At 68.9% G+C, this 23188-nt stretch carries 16 protein-coding genes, 2 tRNA genes and 2 pseudogenes; 5 read left to right on the top strand and 15 right to left on the bottom strand.

The genetic code is table 11. The features are described from left to right. Nucleotides 1-161: 161 nt before the first annotated feature. On the bottom strand, nucleotides 162-788 hold the full coding sequence (locus P8T65_RS26910; protein WP_316727800.1) for a TetR/AcrR family transcriptional regulator: 627 nt from the start codon (nucleotides 786-788) through the stop codon (nucleotides 162-164). A 588-nt stretch (nucleotides 789-1376) separates the two neighbouring features. On the opposite strand from P8T65_RS26910, the gene P8T65_RS26905 reads away from it, so the two are divergent. Further along, nucleotides 1377-1452 (top strand) — tRNA-Arg (locus tag P8T65_RS26905). Nucleotides 1453-1507: 55 nt separating this feature from the next. Here P8T65_RS26905 and P8T65_RS26900 read toward each other — a convergent pair. Further along, nucleotides 1508-2080: pseudogene (locus P8T65_RS26900) on the bottom strand (tyrosine-type recombinase/integrase); the annotation flags it as partial. A 410-nt stretch (nucleotides 2081-2490) separates the two neighbouring features. Between P8T65_RS26900 and P8T65_RS26895 the strand changes: the two are divergent. Next, complete coding sequence (locus tag P8T65_RS26895; protein ID WP_316727799.1) at nucleotides 2491-2730, top strand: hypothetical protein; 240 nt, start codon at nucleotides 2491-2493, stop codon at nucleotides 2728-2730. Between the two features lie 812 nt (nucleotides 2731-3542). Here P8T65_RS26895 and P8T65_RS26890 read toward each other — a convergent pair. From P8T65_RS26890 to P8T65_RS26865, 6 genes are all read right to left on the bottom strand, one after another. Beyond that, nucleotides 3543-4877, bottom strand: coding sequence for a lytic transglycosylase domain-containing protein (locus tag P8T65_RS26890; RefSeq protein WP_316727798.1), 1335 nt, complete (start codon nucleotides 4875-4877; stop codon nucleotides 3543-3545). Nucleotides 4878-5103: 226 nt separating this feature from the next. Then, nucleotides 5104-5922 carry a helix-turn-helix domain-containing protein gene (locus P8T65_RS26885; RefSeq protein WP_399100348.1) on the bottom strand — a complete coding sequence of 273 codons (819 nt, stop codon included), beginning with the start codon at nucleotides 5920-5922 and terminating at the stop codon, nucleotides 5104-5106. Nucleotides 5923-5967: 45 nt separating this feature from the next. Then, nucleotides 5968-7851: a copper resistance protein CopC gene (locus P8T65_RS26880; RefSeq protein ID WP_316727797.1), complete on the bottom strand. Its 1884-nt coding sequence runs from the start codon at nucleotides 7849-7851 to the stop codon at nucleotides 5968-5970. A 77-nt stretch (nucleotides 7852-7928) separates the two neighbouring features. Then, nucleotides 7929-8687, bottom strand: coding sequence for a YcnI family protein (locus P8T65_RS26875; protein WP_316727796.1), 759 nt, complete (start codon nucleotides 8685-8687; stop codon nucleotides 7929-7931). 56 nt (nucleotides 8688-8743) lie between these two features. Next, on the bottom strand, nucleotides 8744-9784 hold the full coding sequence (locus tag P8T65_RS26870; RefSeq protein ID WP_316727795.1) for a multicopper oxidase domain-containing protein: 1041 nt from the start codon (nucleotides 9782-9784) through the stop codon (nucleotides 8744-8746). An 87-nt stretch (nucleotides 9785-9871) separates the two neighbouring features. Further along, on the bottom strand, nucleotides 9872-12619 hold the full coding sequence (locus P8T65_RS26865; RefSeq protein WP_316727794.1) for a cupredoxin domain-containing protein: 2748 nt from the start codon (nucleotides 12617-12619) through the stop codon (nucleotides 9872-9874). Between the two features lie 694 nt (nucleotides 12620-13313). Here P8T65_RS26865 and P8T65_RS26860 point away from each other — a divergent pair. Next, nucleotides 13314-13772 carry an MmpS family transport accessory protein gene (locus P8T65_RS26860; protein ID WP_316727793.1) on the top strand — a complete coding sequence of 153 codons (459 nt, stop codon included), beginning with the start codon at nucleotides 13314-13316 and terminating at the stop codon, nucleotides 13770-13772. A gap of 249 nt (nucleotides 13773-14021) precedes the next feature. On the opposite strand, the gene P8T65_RS26855 is transcribed toward P8T65_RS26860, so the two are convergent. The 4 genes from P8T65_RS26855 to P8T65_RS47385 all read right to left on the bottom strand — a co-directional run bounded on the left by P8T65_RS26855 (nucleotide 14022) and on the right by P8T65_RS47385 (nucleotide 16916). Next, nucleotides 14022-14216 carry a hypothetical protein gene (locus P8T65_RS26855; protein ID WP_316727792.1) on the bottom strand — a complete coding sequence of 65 codons (195 nt, stop codon included), beginning with the start codon at nucleotides 14214-14216 and terminating at the stop codon, nucleotides 14022-14024. A gap of 115 nt (nucleotides 14217-14331) precedes the next feature. Next, nucleotides 14332-15258, bottom strand: coding sequence for a hypothetical protein (locus P8T65_RS26850; protein ID WP_316727791.1), 927 nt, complete (start codon nucleotides 15256-15258; stop codon nucleotides 14332-14334). A 127-nt stretch (nucleotides 15259-15385) separates the two neighbouring features. After that, complete coding sequence (locus tag P8T65_RS26845; protein ID WP_316727790.1) at nucleotides 15386-16501, bottom strand: sigma-70 family RNA polymerase sigma factor; 1116 nt, start codon at nucleotides 16499-16501, stop codon at nucleotides 15386-15388. Between the two features lie 19 nt (nucleotides 16502-16520). Then, the gene (locus tag P8T65_RS47385) at nucleotides 16521-16916 is read right to left on the bottom strand and encodes a helix-turn-helix domain-containing protein (RefSeq protein WP_399100340.1); all 396 of its coding nucleotides are present in this window, start codon (nucleotides 16914-16916) and stop codon (nucleotides 16521-16523) included. A gap of 1053 nt (nucleotides 16917-17969) precedes the next feature. Between P8T65_RS47385 and P8T65_RS26840 the strand changes: the two genes are divergently transcribed. Both P8T65_RS26840 and P8T65_RS26835 read left to right on the top strand, forming a co-directional pair. Then, nucleotides 17970-18033: transfer RNA gene (locus P8T65_RS26840), tRNA-Ser, on the top strand. 111 nt (nucleotides 18034-18144) lie between these two features. Further along, nucleotides 18145-18492 (top strand): hypothetical protein, encoded by a 348-nt coding sequence (locus tag P8T65_RS26835; protein ID WP_316727789.1) that lies wholly within the window; start codon nucleotides 18145-18147, stop codon nucleotides 18490-18492. Nucleotides 18493-18842: 350 nt separating this feature from the next. On the opposite strand, the gene P8T65_RS26830 is transcribed toward P8T65_RS26835, so the two are convergent. The 3 genes and pseudogenes from P8T65_RS26830 to P8T65_RS26820 all read right to left on the bottom strand — a co-directional run bounded on the left by P8T65_RS26830 (nucleotide 18843) and on the right by P8T65_RS26820 (nucleotide 23117). Beyond that, on the bottom strand, nucleotides 18843-19457 hold the full coding sequence (locus P8T65_RS26830; protein ID WP_316727788.1) for a site-specific integrase: 615 nt from the start codon (nucleotides 19455-19457) through the stop codon (nucleotides 18843-18845). A gap of 193 nt (nucleotides 19458-19650) precedes the next feature. Further along, nucleotides 19651-19961, bottom strand: a pseudogene (locus P8T65_RS26825) (site-specific integrase); the annotation flags it as partial. Between the two features lie 57 nt (nucleotides 19962-20018). Then, nucleotides 20019-23117, bottom strand: coding sequence for an RICIN domain-containing protein (locus P8T65_RS26820; RefSeq protein ID WP_316727787.1), 3099 nt, complete (start codon nucleotides 23115-23117; stop codon nucleotides 20019-20021). Nucleotides 23118-23188 lie beyond the last annotated feature (71 nt).

Raw genomic sequence — 23188 nt, 5'->3', positions numbered from 1 at the left:
CTCACGAGCGGCTGTTCAACTCGTCTGCCCCGGGCACTGCGACGTCGAGTGCCCGGGGCAGACGGCTTTCCTCGCGGGGGCAGCACCAGCAGCCGCGACGCTCCATGCCGACCGAGATGACTCCGTAGGCGGGCGCCTCAGGTTCGCATCGTCCTGGCTGGTCAGGCGTCGTCGCGCAGGTGGGCAAGCCCGCTGAGAAGGAGTTCGAGTCCGAAGGAGAACTCGTCCTCGATCGGAACGGGCATCGACCCGGCGACGGTGGCCGTCGCCGGGAACAAGGCTGGATCGACGCTCTGAAAGACGGCGGACAGTTGTGCGTCGTCGGGTTGCCTGCCGCCGCCATGACCGTTGACCTGTATGGCGAATCCGAGGACGTAGCGGGAGAAGGTGGCGAAGGCGTGCGCGGCCAGTCGCGGCGGGAAGCCGCTGTCGAGCAGCGCCGCGACACAGTGCTCCCGCAACGCCATGGCGTTCGGCCCCAGGGGAATCTCCTCGACCATCAGGCGCGCCGCGTTCCGGTGCCGGACCAGGGCCTCGAACATGGTGTGCGCGACCGTCCGCAGCGCTTGCTGCCAGCCCATCGCGAGGAGTTCGTCGCCCTTCAGTTCCACGGCGCCGAACATGCGGTCCACGACGTGGGCGACCAGCGCTGCCCGGTTGTCGAAGTGCCGGTACAGCGTCGCCGTGCCCGACCCCAGACGCTGGGCCAGCGTCCGCATCGAGAGGGCGTCGGCCCCTTCATCGTCCACGATCTGCAGTGCGGTGGAGACGATGCGCTCCAGCGGCACGGGCGGACGCCCCGGGCGCCGAGCCGAAGCCGTGGTCGCTCGCACAGGACCATCTGCTGCCACTGAACGTCCACCTCCTCGGCCGGCACCATAACAGCAACACCGTATCCAGTATGAAGATCGCCGGTTGGGCACGGAGCGGCGGCGCCCCCTCCGATCAGCCCATCGACGACCGCTCATCGGGGACTCCGGCACTGGCCAATCCCACTGTGGGCTGCGCGGCGGCCTTCGCCAGGCGGGCATGGTCGGCGAGATTCGACCAGGTATACCCACACGAACGAGTCCCCGCATATGGCGCGAAGGCGGCCCTCCTCATCCATACCGGCTATGCCTGGACGACCGCCCGGGAATCAGCCGGGACACCCCGAAGGAGTCGTCGCGACTGAGCTCCGCTCACTCACCCTCCCGCCCGACCAGCACAGACAACCTTGCCGACCAAGAGCCTCCTGCCACCACCGGGCCACCCGCTACACTGACGGCGGTGGCGCAGCTGTCGCAGGTCGCGCCGCCGCAGACCTGTCGGGGTCCAAGTGAACGAAATTCGTCCAGCTTCGGGCGAATCTCAGACACGTTTTCCGACAGATCCCCGCCTTCGTAGCTCAGGGGATAGAGCACCGCTCTCCTAAAGCGGGTGTCGCAGGTTCGAATCCTGCCGGGGGCACCAGCCCAAAGGCCCCGGACCGATCATGGTCCGGGGCCTTTGACATCCACTTCTGACATCAACGAGGACGGTCACTCACAACCGGCCGCCGCTTGAGCAGCCGATCCATGTGGCTGATGGCCTCGCGCTGGGTGTCCTGCACGACGTGCGTGTACACGTCCATGGTGATGCTGATCTGACTGTGCCCGAGGATCTCCATCACGACGCGGGGTGCGACTCCGGCAGCCGTGAGGAGGGTGGCGGTGCCGTGTCGGGCGTCGTGGAGTCGGATGACGCGAAGGCCGGCGGACTCGGCGACGCGGGTGAAGGAGCGGTAGACGTTCCGGGGCTCGACCTGGCGACCGGTACGGGTGGTGAAGACGTACCCCGACTCCTGCCACTGCTCCCCCGCCTTGGCGCGTGCAGCGGACTGGAGCATGCGGTGCCAGCGCAGCGGGGCGATGCAGAGCGCGGGCAGCGGTACGACGCGTCGACGGCGGCTCTTGGGGTCGTCGTCGTACAGGACACCACGGCGACGCTGGGTCTGCTGGCGGACGTAGAGGACGCGACTTTCGAGGTCGAGGTCAGACCAGCGGAGGCCGATGATCTCTCCCCGGCGCAGGCCCATGGCGATGGCGAGCACGAAGGCCGCACTCCAAGCCTTCGACATCACCTTCGACGGCCGGCTCACCGCCGGACGCCGCTGAACAAAACCTCCGGGCGGGAGCGGGCGGCCGGCGGCGCCCGCGCTCATGTCTCCGCCCCGCTCGGCACCGCCGGCCGCCCGCTCCCGCCCAAGAGGCAGGCACACGGGCATGAGGTCAGAACGCGTCGTGGCTGGGGCGGTCGGCTCCGCGACTTCAGCCAGCCACTTTGGCGCGAGCCTCGAAGATCATGACCCCAACGTCGTGCTTTACCGGGCAGGTCCACAGACTGCCCGACGCGCCGGAAGCTTACGGGGCCATGATCACTCGCGCCAAAGCAGCTCCCGGCCAAAATCGCTCCACCGACCGCGTGGGCGAGTACTAGCCATGCAGCCTGGCCTCACTCATCATGATCGGCATGAAAAGTACCCAGGTGGGAGCAAGAAGCGGCAAGGCGCGCGGAACACTTGGCACCGTCGCAGCCCTTTTCTTCGTGATCGCAAGCATTGACGCAGGGATATATCTCGCAGAGTTGATCACGGACGGGGACCACTGGGCCCCGATGCTTGAGGTCGCTTTTGTCATGTTGCTCATAAGCTGGATCGCTGGAGCCCTCCACTTCCACCGGGGTAAGAAGATGGACAGCCGGAACGCGTAGGCCCGTGCCGCTGCCGTGCCAGAACGGACGGGGACTCACGGGGAACCTGGGGCGCGGAGCAGGCCGTACGGTCCTACTGACCCAAGCCAGGAACCCGCAGTTCACGCCCGCACTCCCCCAACCTCGCTCCTAAAGCGGGTGTCGCAGGTTCGAATCCTGCCGGGGGCACAGCGCGTTACGCCGCTGACCTGTGGTTTCCTCCCCAGGGAGGCGTTCTATTCGGCCTCGGACTCGTCGTCCGGGGCCGTTTGCGTGAGCGGACGGGCCTCCAGACCCCGATATTTCTCCCAACGGATCAGCGCCATCCGGCACGGACTCCAGCCGGGCTCTTCGGCGTCGTCAGGCTCGGGCTCCGCTTCGGGGGCGGTGCTCTCGGAGGTCGCGGGGGCGCGGTACGAGCCGGACTGCGCCCCCGCCGCAGCCGCCCGCGAAGAGCAGCACCGACTGCGACGGTATGCACGGGGCGCTCCTGCTTCCGTGTTCCGCGCATACCCGCTGCTCACGGGCTGTGCGGAAACGGCAGCCCGGCCTCACGTCCGTCGAGGGTCTGGTGCGCGCGCTGACCGCCCCGTGGTTGCCCCCTTCCGACCACAGCACGGCCCAGCCAGCAGTGTTGAGCCGGCGCTGATACCCCCGACGCTCGCGGCTGCAGGGACATCAACTCTTCCTACGGGTGTCTCCGCCAAGCGGCTTCGGCTCCGCGTAGAGCGCTTGACACACCAGCCCGCGTGACGGCGGGCAACCGCGCGGCCCACGCCAGGACCTCGACCAGGTGCTCGACCGGCAGCACCCAGGTCGCAGCCTCGGTGCGCCTACTGCCGGACGCTCTCGCCGCCAGTGAGGGCCGTGTCCGTGTTGCCGACGATCGGGAGCCGCACCGTGACCTTCGGCACGCCCGTGTCCGACGGCGTCTCGGCTCGCACGGCCACCCCCTCACCGAACGCGTCGCCCGTCGTCGCGGTCAGCTCCCCGGTGTCCGCGATTTCCAGGCGCGCCACCGGGCGGGTGGGCGCGGGGCTGGGCGCGGGCGAGCCGGGTTCGGTGCCGGGATCGTTCGGGCCGGGGCTCGCCGAACCGCCGCCGTCCGGCTGCGTGTTGCCCGGCTTCGTGGTGCGCGGGTTCGTGGTGCCCGGGTTCGGTGTACTCGGCTCGGACGTACCGGGCGTACTCGGTGACGGGCTGGGGTTCGGCCCGTCGCTGTCGTCGCTGCGGCCGGTCGGCAGGACACCCGTGCCGTCCGGGACCGCGTAGGTGCCCTTGCGGTAGTACTCGAGCCACTTCAGGACCGTGTTCAGGTAGGCCTGCGAGTGGTTGTAGCTGAGGATCGCCGCGTGCAACTGCGGGGTGACCGACAGGTCGCGGTCACCCGCGCACAGGTAGCGGCCGGCGGCGAGCGCCGCGTCGTAGATGTTGTTGGGGTCCTTCTTGCCGTCGCCGTTGCCGTCAGATCCCCAGCTCGCCCAGGTCGAGGGGATGAACTGCATAGGGCCTACGGCGCGGTCGTGCACCGTGTCGCCGTCGTACGCGCCGCCGTCGGTGTCGGTGATCTTCGCAAAGCCGTTGCCGTTGAGGACGGGCCCGAGGATGGGCGACAGCGTGGTGCCGTTCGCGTCCACGCGTCCGCCGCGGGCCTGCCCGGACTCCACCTTGCCGATGGCCGCGAGCAGTTGCCAGGTGAGGTCGCAGCCGGGCTTGGACTCGGCGAGGGCGGCTTGTGCCTTCTGGTACGCGTGCAGGACGGTGACAGGTATGCCGGCTTCGGGCTCACCGGTGTTGGCGTCACCGTCATCGTCGCCCGTGCTGGGCATCTGGGCGGGGCTGTCGAGGGGCGGCAGATCGGTGTAGTAAGGGGAGTCGCCGGTCACGTCGGTGTCGGTGTCGGTGTCGGTGTCGGCCGCGGGAGTGTCCGTGCGCTGCCGACCGCTGTCGGTCAGGCCGGGGGCCTGGGACGCGGTCAGGGCCGCGACCGCGGCCGCCGTCAGGGCGGCGGTCGCCGTCCCCTTGCGCAGCCGCCTGCCGAAGCGCGCCGCCGTTGCGAGAACCCCTCCCGTCGACGATCGGGCGGAGCCGTCCGCGCTCCCCGGCGCATCGGGCCGCGTGACACTACGACAACTGCACGTGGATACCTGTTCGCTCCTGAGTCTCACCGGTTGTCAACCTCCGATTTCAGTGGTCGGTCAGGTCCAGGCCACCCGCATCGGCCCGATCGGCGCGTCCCGCACACTGGGCGGCGTTGATCGCGTCACGGTTACGGGACTGCACGATCCGAGCGGCAGGACCGGGGTGGTGCGGTGCGGTCAGTGATGGGACGTCGGTCGGCGGCCGGCAACGCGGCAGCCGTCCAAGCACTGCCCAGAGCTGCGGCGTCTCCCGTCACAGTGCGACGGGCGTCCTCTCGGTGTGCGTGGCGAGCCACAGGTCCAGCAGCTCCGTCCGGCGGGTGGGTTCCCAGCCGGGCACGAGGACGACCGGGCCGCGGTGCCGGCTGAGCAGGCGGGCGTAGAACTCCCGTATCTCCTCGCCGTCGTACGGGTCCCGGGCCGGCGTGAAGAGCACGGCTCTGCGGCTCGTGACCGCGAAGAGGACGTCGGAGTGCAGGGACATGCGTGAATCGGGGTCCGCCGGGGGGCCGCAGACGCACCAGCGCACGCGGGCATGGTCGGTCCACAGCGTCTCTGTCACCGGTCTCCTCTGCGCCTCGGCCGTCCCGGCGCCCGTCGTCGCGCGCAACCCGTGCGCCAGGGCGGCGCGAGGGGGGAGCATCCGGGTCGGCTGCGCTGTGTCCGGACAGAATCCCCACCGGGTCAGGTAGTTGCGGATGGTCGTGGTGCCCAGGACGACGCCGAACTCCCGGTGGGCCAGCGCCGCGAGGGACTGCCAGGTCCACAGCACGTCCCGTAGTCCCACCTTGTCGGGCGTCGTCGTCGTCATGGTCCGGAGCATCCAGAACTGCCGGGCGGACGAGAGCGCCAGCTGGTCGCCCGGTCGTCGGCCGCGTCTGCGCGGGCGCAGCGCGTCGGAGCCCTCCAGCCGGTAGGCCCGGACCCAGGCCCCCACGGTCTGCCGGGAGACTCCGTACAGCCGCGCGACCTCCGTGCGCGGCACACCCGACTCCACGGCCGCGACGGCACACCGCCGCAGATCCTCAAGTCCGTCAACCGACAGTTTGCGAGCGTCGCGTGTGTTCGACACGTTGTCGCGATCCTCCTTCGTCCGGGCCACCGCCGCGGCGACCCTTCAGCGGACAACAACCGGAATGCGTACGACGTCCTGGTCGATGTCGGACGTGCGTACGGTCAGCGCCAGTTGCCACCGCCCTCGCAGGGGCAGCGAGAAGGCGCTCGAGATGTGGTGACCGGGGCCCGCGTACGTCAGGGGAACGCGGATCGGCCCCACCGAGGGCTTGCGCAGGCTGAACTCCGCCCGTACCTCGGGCACGTCCCGTGGCTGTCCCCGGGTGTCGAGAACCGCGACGTGGACTTCGTTCACCCCTCTCGCCGCGGGGCTGACCACCACGGCGACGACACCCTTTCCGCCCCGCCCTCCGCTGTCGAAGGCGGCCGCCCTGCTGAACGGCACGGCGGTCCGGGGTCCGGCGGACGCCGCTCCCACTGCGGGCCGCCGACCCTGCCGGTCCGCCGAGGTCCCGCCGTCCGCGGTCGCCGGATCGGTGTTCGCCAGGACGGTCGAGACCGCGAGCAGGACGGCGGCGATCAGTGTCTCCGCCATCACCAGCCTCCCGAAGCGCCGGACCTGGCCGCCGTCCGGCCCCGGCCGGGTCGGCCTGCGCCGGCCCTGGACCACCAACGGCGCCTGGCCGTAGTGGCGCCGCACCCACGCACGGGCCCCGGCGCCCAGCCCGACCAGCACCGCGACCAGGCACGACTTGCCGAGCAGGACACGTCCGTACAGCGTGCCCGGCAGTGCCGGCACACCGCCCAGCTGCCGCCAGGCCTGGAAGAGTCCCGTGGCCAGGAGCAGGACGACGCATGCCCCCGCGACGCGCGAGAACCGGGTGACGGCGGGCTCAAGAACCGGGGCGTCGGGGGCGTCCCGCGACCGCAGCAGCACCGTGCCCAGGGCGACGAGCCCGCCCGTCCAGACAGCCATGGCGACGAGATGGACCGTGTCGGCCGGCACGGCGAGCGCGGCCAGTGAGCCCGCTGCGCCGTGGCCCGCGAGGCTCCATGTCAGGGCGAGCGCGCAGCCGACGCCGAGCACGGCGACGGTGTTGCGCGTCCGGCCCCGGCATCCGGGTCCGGACGAGTACCCCGCCCCGAGTGCGTACTCCGCCCGGTCGCCCGGGACCGGACTGCCGACGGTCGCTCGTCGGCGGGCGAGGACCAGTCCTGCCGCGACGAGAGCGAGGAGCACGGCACGCAGCGCGAGCATCAGGCCCATGCGGCTGCCCAGCGTCGCGGCGATGAGGCGCCCGTCCAGGGCGGAGAACAGGGAGGTGCCCGCCGCGTACGGCCCGTAGACGAGCAGGGAGAGCACCGTCGCCGTCATGAGGGCGGACCAGCCGGTCCACACAAGCACGTGGACAGGGCGCCGCCGGATCCCGGCGGGCCAGCAGGCCGCGACGAAGAAGGCGGTCCCCACAAGAACGGCGAAGCCCACGAAAGAGACCCATCGCGCCGCGACGTGCAGGGCGACGGCCGCGGTCACCGAGCCGTGTTCCGCGCCCGCGGACGGGCCGACGGACACGGGCGAGCTCCCGGCCGTGGGCCGGCCGACGCTGAAGGAGAACGTGCCCCGCACGGGGTGGGAGTCGGCGGAAACCGTGTGCCAGATGATGGTGTAGGTGCCCTTGGCCGACAGGGTCCGCAAGCTGACGGCGACCTCCTCGGCCCTGCCCGCGGGATGCTCCGGCCGGCCCGTCGCGATCGTGTCGCCGTCCGGCGCGATCACGTCGACGCGGGTCAGGCCGAGGCTCACGGGTTCGGTGAACGACAGGGACACCCGTGGTGGAGGCGTGCCGAGCACCTGCCGGTCGGCCGGCGCCGTCGACACCACGGAGGCGTGGGCTCGGGCCGGGGTGGAGCCGGCGACCACGGCCAGCGCTGCCAGCAGGAGTGCGACGCATGCGTACACGGACGGGTGGAGCGTTGTTCGGTGCATCGTGATCTCTCTCGTCGGAGGCGGCAGGGGAGGCGCCGACGGCCTGGGGGACGGGGCTGTCGGCGCCCCCGGCTCTCTCAGGCCGTGATCTCTTCCTGCCTCGCCGCCTGGGCGGACCGCGTCGCGGTGGCCCGCCGCCCGGCCGCCGCCCAGCCGAGGGCGGCGAGGCCGACGGCCAGCCCGCTGCCGCCGAGCAGCCGCGACACCATGTCGGTGGCGGGCGCCTCCGCCTCGTACGAGGTCCTGGCCGCGGCCGGTGCCGCCGCCGTGACCGGTGCGGTGCTCTTCAGTGCGAGGACCGGTGCGGGGTGCTCGGGCTCGGCCTCGCCCTTCTCCGGGACGTCGATCCAGCGCACCACCTCGCCGCCCGAGTAGGTCTGCACCGCCTTGAAGACCAGCTCGGGGGCGTCCTCGGGAAGGGGCCCCAGGGACACGGGGAATTCCTGGAACTCCCCTGGGCGGATCGTGCCGCCCTCCCACAGGACGGACGTGACCGCCTCGGTGATCTCGTGGTCACCGTCCACGATCGGCTGCTTCAGCCGCTCCTTCTTCACCGTTACCTTCCAGCCGGGAACGGGCTGGACCGACACATGCCGCAGGGGGTGCTCGGCCGGGAAGGCTATCTCCACCCGCACGGTGGAGTCGGCGTCCCGCTCGTTCGGCACCCGGAAGTCGGCCTTGATGAAGCCACCGGGCTCGGCCGTCCTCGGGTTGACGGTGACGTGGGCGAAGGCACCGGGCGCGGCGAGGAGGACGACGGCGGCGGCTCCGGCGACGGCCGCGACCGACAGGCGGCGGCAGCGGCTGGACGGATGCCCTGGAGCGCGGGAAATCATGGGGATCGGTACCTTTCAGCAGGGGACGGGGACGGGGAGACGGTGGGCCGCTGTGCTCAGTTGATGAGGGGCAGGTCCGGTACGGAGACGACCGCCGGGTCGACCTGGAAGACGGAGACGAGTCCCGCCATGCCCTCGTGGGTCTCCGAGTGCGAGAAGATGTGGCAGTGGATCATCCACTTGCCCGTCGTGGTGGGTGTCCAGACGATGTCGTAGGTCTGTCCCACGCCCACGTTCAGCGTGTCCATCTCCTGCGGGACGGGCAGCGGCCGGCCGTCCTGCGCCACCACCGTGAAGTGGCCGCTGTGCAGGTGGATCGGGTGGATCATCTCCGGGCCGGTGCCGATCAGACGGATACGGACCTTCTCGCCCACCCGGGCGCTGAGGCCCTCGGTCGCCGGGAAGCTCTTGCCGTTGAACACGAAGCCCAGCGCGCCGTCGCCGATCATGATGCGGTAGTCACGGTCGGCCCGGATGTCGCCGGTCCTCGGCACGACCTCAAGGGATCCGTAGAGCCCCTTGCCTTCCTGCTCGCCGTGCATGTGCGAGTGGTACCAGTGGGTTCCCGGGCTGATCGCCTTCCACTCGTAGGTATAGCTCTCGCCGGGCTCGATCTCGGGCTGCGTGAGGCCGGGTACGCCGTCCTGGCTGTTGGGCAGGTCCATGCCGTGCCAGTGCACGGCTGTCGGCTCGGGCAGATCGTTCTCGACGACGATGCGGACCGGGTCGCCCTCGTTCACGCGGATCACCGGGCCGGGGACGATGCCGTTGAAGGCGTAGGCCTGGCGGACCTTGCCCGGCGCGGTCTCCCAGGAGACGGGCGCCGCGTGGAGCTTGAAGACCTTGACCCCGTCGACGACCTCGTAGGGCGCCAGTCGGGTGCCGTCCCCGAGATCCTTGGCCTCGCCGGGCGCCCCGACCGCGGAGGGGTTGGGCCGTTGCGGACTGTCGGGAGCCAACTGCTTCATGAGGGCGGGGACGAAGGAGGTCAGGCCGATGACGGCGAAGAACGCGGTGCTCGATGCCAGGACGCGGGAGAGGCGGAACGTGCGGCGGGGTCCGGCCGGTGGAGGGTACGCGGGGTCGGGAGATTCCATGGAAGTGTGTCCTTCTCATGCGCTCATGAGGGCTCTGAGGAGAACCGGGGGGCCGCCCGCGAGCGGCCCCCCGGCCGTGACGCATCGCTACGAGCACTTGCTCTCGTAGTCGATCGGGTTGCGCTGACGGCAGGTCAACTGGTCGTTGACCGCGTTGCTGGGCACGCGCTGAGCCCAGCCGTTGTAGACCAGCGGGACCGCGAGGACACCCTGCCCGCCCATGCCGGCGTAGCCGGTGATCTTGTCGTCCATCTTGGTGTTGTCGTCACCGGTCAGGAGCATCCGGCCGACGACCTTGGCGTCCGAGATGTCGCCGTCGCCGTTCGGGTCGACGTCGACGACGGACATGGCGTTCGAGAACTTGCTCGAGACGTAGCCGTAGTAGCCTCCGCCCTTCTTGGCGCCGAAGTTGATGCCGTGGCACCCGGCGTCACAGGGGAGGTACTTCACGATCTTGTCCGTCTTCGGGTCGATCACCGTGATGTTCGACGTCAGGGTGTTCGCCACCAGGAGCGCACTGCCGTCCGGGGTCACCGGCAGCTGGATCGGCAGACCACCGAAGTCACCCGTGGCGCCCTTGACCGGGTCGTAGTCGCCCCACAGGTCGATCTCCTTGTAGTGGGTCTTCGTGCCGCCGTCGACGCACGCGTCCTCCTTGATGGAGATGCACGAGACGGAGCCACCGAAGAAGTTGGCCTCGTACGCCTTGGCGCCGTCCGGCGTCATGCCGGTCGCGATCGGCAGTTCGCCGGTCCTCTCCTTGCGGATGCCGCCGGTCGGAATGTCCACGATGGTCGAGTCGTAGGTGTTCACGTTCGGCGTGACCATGTGCTTGGCGTCGCCGCTCATCCAGTGGGCGTGCGGGTGGGCGATCTTGTCACCTGCGGCCTGGACGGGAATGCGCCGGTCGATACCGGTGCCGCCCGGTGCCAGCTCCATGACCGCGCCGCCGCCGTTGAGGGCGACGTGCAGCTGGTCCGTGTCCGTCCTGGTCATGACGTGGGACGGGTCGGGGCCGACCTTGATCTGCCGGATGAACTCACCGGTCTTGCGGTCGAAGACGTCCAGCTTGTCGCTGAACCACTCGGTTTGGTAGATGTACTTTTCGTCGCGGTCCGTCCACATGTTGTGCGGGTTGTTCATGTTGATCTGGGGCAGCGCGACCTTGCGCTCGACGGTCCAGTCGGAGGCGTCGATCATGGTGGCCGCACCCGGCTTGGACTTGCCCGCGAACTTCTCGAACTGAGTGTCCACCCAGACCTCACCGACGCCCGGGACGCTGGGCTTCTGGTTCGCGGCGGGGAGGGTCTTCGGCGTGTTGAACTTGTTCTTCAGGTACGCGTCCAGGCTGGGGACGAGCTCCTGCTTGCCGTCGCTGGTGTTCATCAGGATCGGCGCCGGCGGGTAGGACGGGTTCCACTGCGTGGCCTCGGTGTCGCTGTACCGCTGCCAGTTGGCCGGGACCGTGATGGTGAAGAACTTCTGCACCAGCTCGGCGATGATGTCGGCGTTGGACGGCACGTTCAGCGAGCGGCTGTTGACGCGCAGCTTCTCGCCGAAGTCCAGACCCGGGGTGAGCGGGTCGTCGACGACGATCGCACCGAGCATGAACGGGTGCACCTTGCACGCGAAGGCGTACAGGCCCGGCTCGGTCAGCTGGACGCTGGTCTTGCCGACGAAGGCGCCGCCCTGGTCGAAGGGGAAGCCCTTCGCCTTCTCCGGCCAGATGAGGCCGGTGACGGTGTGCGCCGAGGCAGCGGCGGGAGCCGAGATGTCGAAGTTCGCCGTCACCGGGAGCTCGAGGTCGTTGGTCTCGGCGTACTTCTGGATGTCCTCCAGAAGCGGGAGCAGATCGGCGCCGACCGGCAGGTCGTCCAGCGTGGTCGGCGCGTTCGCCGGCTTGTCCTCCATCTCGTCGGACAGCTGGTCGAGCAGCGTGGCCGCCTCCTCGGCGCGGGGGTCGCCATCGGGCAGGACCCTGTTGATGGCGTCCTTGGTCGAGTCCAGACCCAGCAGCTTCAGCGGGTCGACCCCGAGGTCGCCGATCAGCGGTGCGTCCGAGCCGTCGAAGTCGAACTCGTCGAGGCCGGGCAGGTCGCCGTTGAGCGCACCGAGGGCGTCGCCACCGAGCAGGCCGCCGTCGCCGGTCGCCTCACCTATCAGGGGGAGACCGTCAAGGTTCAGCCCCGGGAGGCTGGACGTGGTGCCGCTGATCGGTACGCGCGGCATCTCGGCCACCGCAAGGGCGCGGCCGCCGAACAGGTTGGTGTTCGTGTCGAACCACGCGTTCTGGTTGTCGGTGAGGTGGAAGGAGACGGGCAGGGGCCCGACGCCGACCGGGCCACCGCCCTCACCGTCACCGCCCGTACCACCCGAGGGCGCCGGGGAGCTGGTGCCCGTGGGAGGCGGCGTCGGTGTCGGGCTGGAGGTGCTGGTGGAGGTCGGGGTCGGGGTCGGCGAGGGCGACGACGAACCGCCGACGACCACGGTGCCGGTCATGTCCGGGTGGAACTTGCAGCGGTAGTCGAAGGTCCCAGCGGACGTGAAGGTGAAGGAGTAGTTCTCCCCCGGATCGAGGTCGGGTGAGTTCAGCGGTCCCCCGGTCACGCTGTGGATGACGCTGTCGTCGTTCGACCAGGTCACGGAGTCGCCGACCGCTACGTTCATGCTGGCCGGGTTGTACTGCAGATTCCTGATCGAGACCGGGTGCGTCGCCGCGGAAGCCGCGGGAGCGGTCACGGCCAGGACGAGCCCGCTCAAGGCGAGCGCCACGGCACCCGCCACAGCACGCGTCGTCCAGGGCCGGCGTTGCCGCCAGCCTCTGGACGAGCGCATGCGTGGCGCATTGAGAATGAACATTCTAGCCCTTCCCGCAATTAGAGATGAGTGCATCGGCAGACACCACCACAAAGGCTTCACAGTCACCACTGGACATTCATGGAGCCGGGACTCGAAGAAATCCGATGAATCACATCCCGTTCCACCTCTCAGCGGCAGCCGAGACTTCACCTTCACGGCATGGAGCGAAACATCTACCGAGCCCTTATGTCCCACTTATCTCTGCATTGTTAACCGAAGATTAATAGAGCTTCAACCTGGGTCCCGGGAGAACGTGAAGAGGAGCATTGAGGCGTAATTACAACACCACCGAAAACAAATGGAAGACACGCTGGGCGAGCGACCGAAGGGCGAAAGGAAGGCGTTGCGACAGGTCAGGTCGGCATGGCGGTCAAACGACAGTGTCGGGCATTTGCCTTCCAAGCTCGTGGCATGCCGGTCACGTTCTACGGGAAGCATGGAAGGACCATGACGACCCCAGCAGAACCGGTTACCAACGGGATCGAACGCAGGGCCGTCAGCCTTAGTCAGGATTAATTCCGTGAACACTGGTCAAGGGAGCCGACTGAATGCCACCATGACAGCTCGAACACACGGTCCGTCGACACCCCAGGGCCATGCTCGGCCCTCCGCGATTCACCGGATTCGGCCGTGCCCGACCGGCCGCACAGGACAGAAAGCGAGAATTCCCATGCCTCCCGCACGAGACGGTCACCGCGCCAGATGGTTCCTCTGGTCACTCGGCGTCCTGCTGCTCGCCACTGCCGGGGTCGCCACCGTCCTCGCGGCCGCCGGCGACCCCGGGGAACCAAGCCTTGAGGAGCGCGCGCGGCAGGCTCTCCAGCCCACGCGGCACACGGTCGTCTACCAGGTCACGAGCCCCGGCTCCACGTCAGCACTGATCACTTACCGGGCGAACGGCATCAACAACGACAAGAGCGTGGACAACGCCAAACTCCCGTGGAAGGAGGAAGTCACCATCACGGCAGGCCCCGGGGCGGCCGTGGCGCAGGTGATGGCGGCGGGCGGGAAGGCCGGGTCGGTCTCCTGCTCCATTCGCATCGACGGCCGGGTCGTCGACAAGCGGACCGCCAAAGGCCAGTTCACCGATGTGTCCTGCTCAAGTGTCGTGCAGCCTGGCGCAGAGTGACGGTGAGCAGATGCCGGGCGCCTCACTCCTCGACACCCGCCGACGCCCCGGAGCTGGACCGTCGGGACGGCACCCGGCCGCCAAAACACAGGAAGACAAGGAGAGAGGGAAAAGGAAAACGACACCGAGAGTCCAGCTTATTATGCGAACAGAAGTCGGCGCTTCGACCAAGAATTTCTCCGACACGAGTAGGCAGCCCGACTGGGTGGCACCGCCGATCAGACTCGGCACACAACCGGGACAGGGCACTTATGGCACCACCGGGTGATTTCCGAAGATCAGGTCGAGCACGTACATCCCGCCGGGATACTGGCCGTAGCCATGGAGCTGGTTATCGGGAATGTTGCCGTGATCACGGTGGATCCAGCGCGAACCGTTCTGGTGGATGTCGCACTGATTGGCATGGCCGATACCGGAGACCGGGATTGCGATATGGGCTGCCAACGTTGCGCTCGACCACCGCGCGGGCGTGGCCCCCGTCGTTCCGCAACAGTCGGACGGAGAAATCAACTCCAGTTGCGGTGCGCCGGGAGTCGGACATGGGAACTGCCACTGATCTTCATGTGGCGTGGGGTCGGACTGATGCCCTTCGGTGTGAACGTTCAGGGATTCGGCCGGTAGCGGTGTGCCGCGGCCTCGGCACCGGAAATTTCCCGTGTCGTACATCATCCCCAGGTCGTCGCCGTGAAAACCGGTATTCGGAGCAGCTGCCGCTTTCACGCCCGATTCCATCGCCGGGGGAGTCAATGTACGGGTCCGGAATGGAGGCCTCGTGCGTGGTGCGGAACTTGGTCGACGTGCGGATGCCGGCGGGCGGAGTGCCGCCCGGTTCGGCGCCGCTCGGCGCTTCCTCGACATCGGTGATGGCCACCTCGCCCCCGTAGCGGTACCGGGCCACGGTGCGCGGTACGCCCACGGCCACGGCCACGGCCACGGCCACGGGAAGACTGCGATCGACGTCGATCCCGTACGCGCCCCGCCGTCCGGGCACAGCTCGGGTGCGGGCATCGGTTTCGAGGCGTTCGATGTCATGGAACAGAGCTTCGGCGCGTCCGCTCAGGCAATGGTCGATAGGGACGGTCCTTCGGCCGGCATGCCGGGTGTCACCGGCGGCGGCCGTGGGAAGGTGTTCGTCTCCCAGGGCCGCCCGTGTTGCGGCGCTCGCGTCTTCGGAACTGACGGGGAAGGCCGCCGCATCGGCTGTTCCCGGAGCGGCGGACAGACGGACGACGGCAGCGGTGCAGCGGTCCACCTCCGCGGTGACTGCACGGGCACCGGCCTCGCCCGCTGCGATGGCCCGCCGACGGGGCGGCCGCAGCGCGTCACCGTCCAGGTGGCTGACGGCCTCCTGGCCGACGAGCTGCCGGTCGGCGGAGAAACCGGAGACGCTGTCCTGGACGAAGCGCGGCGCGGCCTCGCGTGCCTGGTCGGCGGAGAACCTGTGGCTGCGGCTGCCGGTTCGGCTCCTGCATCGAGTCACGCGCAACTCGCCTCCTCACAGAGCCGCCTTGGCGGCAGCGGCGTGGATACGTCACCTGCTCTACGGGGACGTGCGGCGCGTGAGTCGCACGAGAGGAGAGATTTTTTCGAGAGAGTGCGCGGACGCTGTGCCCTCAGCGCCGAGGCGGCGGCCGCATTCCCGTCGTCAGCGGTCCGGCAGCAATGTGGCAAGCGCACGGCCCGGCTCGATCGAGCGGGGCCGGCCCCGATGGGTCGAGCAGCGGAACCGGCAGCCGGGACGGGACTACGGCGGACACGTCCGGCCCCGTCGGCAGAGCCAGTTCGGGGCCTTCCGGCAGGGCAGGCAAGGCGGGCAAGGCAGGCAGGGCAGGCAAGGCGGGCAGGGCAGGCAAAGTTGGCAGGGCGGCCAAAGTTGGCAGGGTTGGCAGAACAGTGCCCCGCAGGTTCGACGGGGCCGCGGACGCCGGCGGCAGGGGACCCACGGCCGTCCGCGACGCCGGACCGTCCCCGAGCCCGACGGGAAGACCGGACAAGGCCGTCTCGGACGGAATCGGTTCTCGCCCCGCCGAGGGCCCCGGACCGGCGGGGAGATGCGTCACGTACGGACGCCGCGAAAGCGGATCCTCCTCGGTCTCCGCTTCGGAAGGTGCGCTCAGGGCCAGTCCCGCCACCGTCAGGGTCACCGCCACGGACGCCAACGCGGCTGTCTGCGCGGATGTCTGCGCGGCTTCCTTCACCACTCGCGGCCGCCCGCGCCACACCCAGACGGCGAGAACCAGTGTCGCCTCCAGTACGGCGCGGAGCGCCCTGCGGGCCCTGGCCAGAAGCGACCGAACCGCCTGGTAGCTGAGTCCGGTGCGCTGCGAAATCTGTGCGAGGTCAAAGCCCTGCGCCCGCAGGCTCAGCACCTCCGCCTGGCGTAGCGGAAGGTCCGCGCTGTGGCCGGCAAGCCACTTCGCCTCCGCCTGGTCGCACACCGCCTCCTCCACCGTGGCGGGTCCGGCCGCGGCGCGCGCCGAACGGGCGTGAACATCGGCCTCGCGGTTGATCTGCCGATACCGGTCGACGCACAGCCGTATCGTCACCGATGTCAGCCACGCGCCCAGCCGGGCGTCGTCCACGTTGGCGTTTTCCGCCGCACGGACCATGGCTTCGTGTACCGCGTCCTCGGCGTCGTCCACATTCATGGACCGCCGTCGCGCCACCTTCAGCAAGGACTCACGGTGACTCAGCACCCGCTGCCAGCGATCGGCGGGATGCCCGTCCACCGAACGTCGCTCCGCAGGCTCATCGTGTCCGCTCACTGTCGCCTCTCACCCCGCCGAGATCACGTGCCGACCACCGCCCACGAACCAGCACAGCGCGAGGCCCGTGCGTGGGGGCTCCTGTCGAAGACGCCGCAACGAACGGGTTCACAACCCAGTACCTCGGCGCGGCTCCTGGTCCTCTGAGTCGGGTTGCGCGCCCCGCGGAGTGGCCGAGGTCCGCGACATCGCCGCAGGCGAACAGGTGGGCACGCGCAGCGTCGTTGAGCTGCAGCCCGTCGGCGAGCAGTTCGGCGACAGCCCGCGACGGCCGGCACGGTCCGGCTTCCGCATCGTGCAGGTAGGAAGCGGACAGGCCGAGCGGCCGTGCGGCTTCGCGTAACCGCCAACCGTGCCGGAGCCTGGCCGCGTTCAGCATCGGGCCGAGTCCAACGGCCGGTATACGGCCGGGCTGTACCGCGAGAACATCTCCCATCGACAACCACCCCAAGTCAGAGGCTAAGCCGCCGTCTCGTCGTCCCGATGTCTACGGCATTTCCTGAGCATTACAGGCCCGGCAGCGGCCTGTGGCGGGTCGTGTCCCGCTTCGTGGTGTAGGCGACCTTGCTCGACGCGTTCCGGTAAGCCGCGCGTCGGCCGCCCCATGGGCACGGCTCCCGGGTCGCGCAGCGGCTGACCTGCCGTCAGCGCCATGCGCGGCCCTGAAGCACGCCGCTGCGGCGATGACCTGCGGATTCCGGCGCCTTGAACCGCCTACACCACCTGGCGGGACACCACCCTGTGGCGTGTGTGACAGCAGACAACAGCGCCCACGGCGCATCGGAGACCGGTCGGCGGATCCGTGCATCCAGCGGCCTCGAAGGGCTTCTGCGCCTTGGGCCCGTGGGAGTCGTCCACCTCCTTCGTCTTCCGCAACCGCCTCTTTCCACGCGGTGAGGTCGTGGACGAGGTGGGACAGGTTGAGGTGGTCGAGCTGCGCGTAGGTGATCGTCACGGTGGTGACCCCGTTGGTTTGGTTGGGACGGTTCGACGTCGGCTGCGCGTGCGTCAGCCGAAAGCGGCGCGGATGTCGGCGTGCGCGCCGTTGAACGTCGCCGTGTGACGCGCTCAGCACCTGTGTACGCGGACCATGTGTCCCACGTCTTCCGACCGAGGTCGTGTTAGGTGGTGTGCAGCGCTTCGCACTGGTGGTCCATCCACCGGGTCGCCGGGGGCTTCAGGGCATCGCCCAGCCGACCGTCCCAGCTGGCGGCGGACAGACTCGCGGCTGCCTCGTCCCTCGGTGTCGGTGGCATACGGGCCCAGGGCGGTTCAGGCTGATACGTAGACAACATCACACATTTACAGGCGCCACACGCGTGAGCGATGCGTGAGCGGACGGCGCGAGACGAGCCGTCACACGCTGGTCCTTGCCTCCATGCCGCGTGAGGGTGATCAGGCGAATCAGCAGGACGCGGCACGGTCAGGTACCGCCCGGCAAGAACCCGATCCCACTCCTAAAGCGGGTGTCGCAGGTTCGAATCCTGCCGGGGGCACAGAGAAACACCCGGTCAGAGGCCCTTCCGTCCATCGGACGGGAGGGCCTTCGTCCTCGCAGTCACATATGGCACACATGCGGCTGCGGGCAGAGGTGGGAGCTGTGCGATATGGCCGCGAAGGACGAGCTGACTCGCCGCCGGCACGAGAGGCTGATCGACCGACTTGAGTCGATGATGCCGGCCGCGCTGAGGCCGGAGTACGAGGGATACTACGGGCAGCTGATCCTTGGCGCTGACGATCTTGCGGAGATGGGCGAGCTCAAGGACGTCCGGCGTGCCGCCAGGGAGGCGGGACGGCGTCTCGGATGGAAGACGACCACCCGTCTCGTCGGTGGAAGGCTCTTCGTCCTCGACGAGCGCGAGGTGCCCGAGAGGATGGAGCGGTTGGCTCGGCATGCGGCGGCTGCTGCGATGGACCGGTTCTGGGAGGAAAGCCGCCGGCCGCGACTGACCTGATCCGAGGGAGACGCAGGGGGGCACCCCACCGCATCAGCGCGGTGGGATGCCCCCTTCGGTTACGGCGCCCCGGCACGGGTTACTGACTTCCTCCGGGGTGTTGTCGGGGGTGGTGACGGGTGGTGATCTCTGCGGTAGGCCGGTGGTATGCGGTACGCGCAGGGTGGCAGGCTGGCCGCCGAGAGGCGACGGCTTCGTGAGCGGATCCGGTACGAGGCAGGTGAGCGGTTCGCCCCTGGTGAGAGGACTGCGGTGATCGCTCTCGGGCCGGTGGTGCCGAGGCCGGCGTCCGCCGGCCTCGGCCGGCGCAGCAGACCGGTGGTCGCCTCGGTGGCGACTGTAGGCACACATCACGCGGCGTCTTCCTCCAGGGCGGCCACGGCCTCGGCGGCCTCACGGGCCTTCCGCTCCGCTTTCTCCAGCTTGGCCTTCGCCTTGGCCAGTTGCTTGGACCGGCGCTTGTGCATCTTCTTCGAGACCTCGTCCAGGCGGTCGGGAAAGAGGTGCCCGTAGGTGTCCAGGGTCAGCGTCGCGGACTTGTGGCCCAGCATCGTCTGTACGACGTTGACGTCCGCGCCGCCGGCGATGGCGAGCGAGGCCGCCGTGTGGCGCAGCTTGTGCGGGGTGACCTTGAGATGGCCCAGCCCGGCCTTTACGACCGCCGGCGCGAAGAACCGCTGACGGAAGTTGCGGGCCCGCAGCGGCCCGCCCTGCGGGGCGGTGAAGAGCAAGTCGTCATCTCCCCTCCCCTTGACGTGGGGCTTCAGCTCGTCGGCCAGGAACCGCGGGATCGGTACGGACCGGCGCTCGTGGTTCTTGGGGGTGGCGAGGTAGAGCTTGCCGTTGTCCTCGGCGTACGCCTCCACGATGTGGGCCCGACAGGCGTCCAGGTCGACGCGGCCCACCTTGAGCGCGGATGCCTCGCCCCAGCGCAGTCCGGTGTAGGCCAGCAGCAGGATGAACACCCGGTAGGCGCCGAAGCGTTAGCCAGCGCGTCGACCTGCATGTCGTCGAGGTACACGTGATCAGCGGGCATCGCCTTCGGCAGGAGCACGCCGACAGCCGGGTTGGCCGCCAGACGACGGGCCTTGACCGCGTAGCCGAGAACGCGGCTGAGGACGACATACGCCTTGCCGACCGACCGGGGGCTGAGCTTCCTGCCGCCGGTCGCCTCGGACAGCAGATCCGCGAGCCACTCGGCGATGTCCTCGAAGTGGGCTGCACGACGTGCGTGTAGCCGTGCGAGTAGAGGTCCGTGGTGATGCTGATCTGGCTGTTTCCGAGGATCTCCATCATCACGACGCGGGGCGCGACCCCGGCCGCCGTGAGGAGAGTGGCCGTGCCGTGCCGAGCGTCGTGCAAGCGGATCACGCGAAGGCCGGCGGACTCGGCCACGCGGCGGGCCACCGCTCCCCCGCTTCGACGCGGGCGGCCCACTGCCGCATGCGGTGCCGGCGCGGTGGGGCGATGCGGACGCCCCCGCGACCCCCGGAGCATCGCCCGCCGGGGGTCGCGGTGGTGAAGGGTCAGTCCACGTTGACCACCTTCCACAGCTGGCTGTTGGCGTTCGTGTCCGGGTTCTGGACGAGTTGGGTGCCGCCCGAGGACACGTCGAGCACCTTGTCGCTGTTCACGTTCTTGATCTTGTAGTAGCCGTTTCCGTCGGCGACCAGTGTCCAGCGCTGGTTCGCGGCGTTGGTGTCGGACGACTGGATGACGGTCGCGCCGTCCGCGGTCGAGGCACCGCTGACGTCCATGAGCAGGCCACTGTTCCGGCTGACGATCTCGTAACTGCCGTCACCCACCGGGACGAAGCGCCAGTTCTGGTTCCCGCTTCCGTTGTCGGTCCACTGGATCACGTTGGCTCCGGCGGTCAGCGATGCGCCCGACAATTCGATCGCCTTGTTGCTGCCCTTGTTGACCATCTTGTAGTTGGCGTTCTTCGCCGGGAACTGGATGGAGGCGAACGCGTCCAGCGCGCAGATGGTGTTGGACGCGGAAGCGTTCTTCGTGCCGGTGCACACCACCTTGATCGTGTGCGGGCCCGCGGCCAGGTTGGTCTTCTCGAACAGCGGCACCTGCTTCGTCACCGTCGGGGCGTAGGCGTCGATGCCCGCCTGGGTCAGGGTGCCGTCGATGTAGACGTCCACCTTGCCCATGTTCGGCTGCGTCATGCTGAGGTACCGCACGCCCGTGCCGGTGAACGAGAACTCGGCGTAGTTGCCCGCGGTGCCCGTGACCTTCTCGGACCCGTTCATGTCCCTCGAGTCGTTCCAGTTCGACCAGGTCCCGGAGTAGGTCACGCCCGCGGCCTTGTCGTCGACGTGGCTCCAGCGCTGCCGCACGAGGGCCTTCGACGCGGGGGACGCGCTCCCCTGGGCGTTCACGACGTAGAGCCGGTAGTCACCCGCCGTCTGCGGGACGCGGATGCTCGTCGCGGTACCGCTCGCGCTGGTCATGGTGGGACCGGCGGCGAACGTCGTCGTACCGGCGGGAGCCAGCCACAGCGTCTTGGTCGCGTCCTTGGGGCTGCGCACCGGAACGGTCATCACGCCCGTGCCGGCGAACGTGCTCGCGGGCAGCGCGTAGTCCTGCGCAGCCGTGACCGCGGCGGGGAGGAGGTCCTTGTACGTCTCCTCCACACCCGCGTTCAGGGCGATGCTGTACGCCTGCGCCGGCCACACGTTGTCCCCGTACCCCCGCACGTCCGTGATCGTGCTGTTGGGGACGTTCCTGCCGGCGATCTTGTTGAGGGTGCCGTAGTTGTTGGTGATGGTCAGGTCGTGCTGCCTGCCCCAGGTGCCGGAGTTGACGGTGTACGCCAGGCCCGGGTCGACGTCGAGCACGTTGTCGTGGTAGCTGATGAAGGCGGAGCCTTCATCAGGGTGCAGGCCGTACTTGTGGCCGGCCGGAACTCCCTGGATGTAGTTGTTGCTGATATCGGTTCCCGGCTGCGCTCCCAGGGTGTAGATGGGGGCGGAGTCGCCGAGCGTCTGCATCGTGTCGATGATCTCGTTGTACTTGACCGTGTTGTTCTTCGCCGTGCTGGTCGGGTTCCCGGGATTGATGGAGTTCTCCGAACCGTCGAAGTTCCACCATCCCCAGCCGAGGGTGATGCCCGCCCACGGGGACTTCTCGATCCGGTTGTGCTCCACGGACAGGGAGTCCACGAAGTACGCCGACACGGGGCTGGAGGCCTCGAACAACGCCCCGCTGTCGTAGAGGTAGTTGTTCGTGATCGAGATGTTCTTGCAGAGTCCCTCGACGTTCACCGGGTACTTCTCGTTGTTGGTCGAGGTGTAGTCCCCTATGTACACGTGCTGGGGGTGCCCCACGGTGATCGCGGAGCCGCCTATGTCATTCGTGACGTTGCCGATCAGCTGCGAGTCGGTCACGTCGTTGACCATGCTGATTCCGTCGGCGCCCGTGTGCTGCACCGTGTTGCCCCGCAGGGTGATGCCGTCGGCGTTCTCGATCTGGATGATGCCCGGCGGCAGGTCGACGTTGCGGTAGGTGTACGCGTGGAAGTTCTTCTTCGCGTACACGGTCGAGGTGGTGTTGCCCTGCGTCGACTGCCGGAAGACGGAGCCCGCGACGTCGACCAGGCCCCAGTCGGAGTGCTCGACCGTGAGCCCGGAGAACGTGATGTTCCGCGCGTGGTCGGTCCTCGACGTGCCGGCGATCTTGAGGAGGGTGGACACGTTGTTCGGCGCGAAGACCTCCGCCGTGGTCATGTCCTCGGAGCCGGACTTGTAGTAGTACACCGTGTGGGTGGTCTTGTTGAAGTAGAACTCGCCCGGCTTGTCCAGGAACTCGAACGCGTTCATGAACGTATGACTGCCGCCGGCCTTGAACGGGCCGTACGGCGGTGCCTGGGCGATGGCCGCACCCGGCTGCTGGAACTGGGCCACGCGGTTGGCGCCGTCCGAGCTCGTGGTGATCTGACGGACGCCCACGATGGCCGTGGTCCAGGTCGTGGCCGACTTGATCTCGACGTCGTCCTGGTTGGCGGCGACGGCGGGCAGGTCGGAGAGGCTGTACTTGGCCCCGTCGCAGTGCGAACCCGACTCCCAGGCCCAGGGGGCCTGGCCGGCCGTGACGGAGTAGGTCCCTTGGCATCCGGCCGAGTCGATCGTCTTCGAGGCCATCTGGGCCCGCTTGCCGTCGACGTAGAGCGCGCGGAGCTTGTCGTCGCGGTCCAGCGACGCCTTCCAGATGTTCCCGCTGTGCTGGGTCCAGCCGTCCACCGGGACGCCACCGTTCAGCACCGGCTTCTCGTCCTGGTAGGCGGCGTACACGACACGGTGGCCGTTCGTCCCGGAGTCGGCCGACGTGAAGTCGATGGTGCTGCTCACGGGGTAGTTGCCGCCCCGCAGATAGACGTTGATGTCGCCGGTCATGTCGTCGTTGACCGTGCGTACGACGTCCCGCGCGTGCCGCAGGGTCTTGAACGGCGCGGAGATCGTCCCGGCGTTGGTGTCGCTGCCGTCGGGGGCGACGTAGTAGGTGGCCTGGACCGCGGCCGAGGCCGGGGTCGACAGCGTGAGGGAGGTCAGCGGCGTCGCGCAGAGGCCCATGGCCAGCACGGCCGACAGCCTGCGGACGGTGGAGGGGAAGGGCTTCATCGTCTGCCCCTCCTGCTGGATCGGTCGGTCGGGAAAGCGTTCATGCGGCGGCTCCGGGGTGCGGTCGGTGC

Origin of the sequence: Streptomyces sp. 11x1 (genome assembly GCF_032598905.1) — a bacterium.
Taxonomy (GTDB): Bacteria; Actinomycetota; Actinomycetes; order Streptomycetales; family Streptomycetaceae; genus Streptomyces.
Note: the sequence above shows the minus strand (reverse complement) of the source record. Positions and strands in the feature narration are given on the sequence as shown.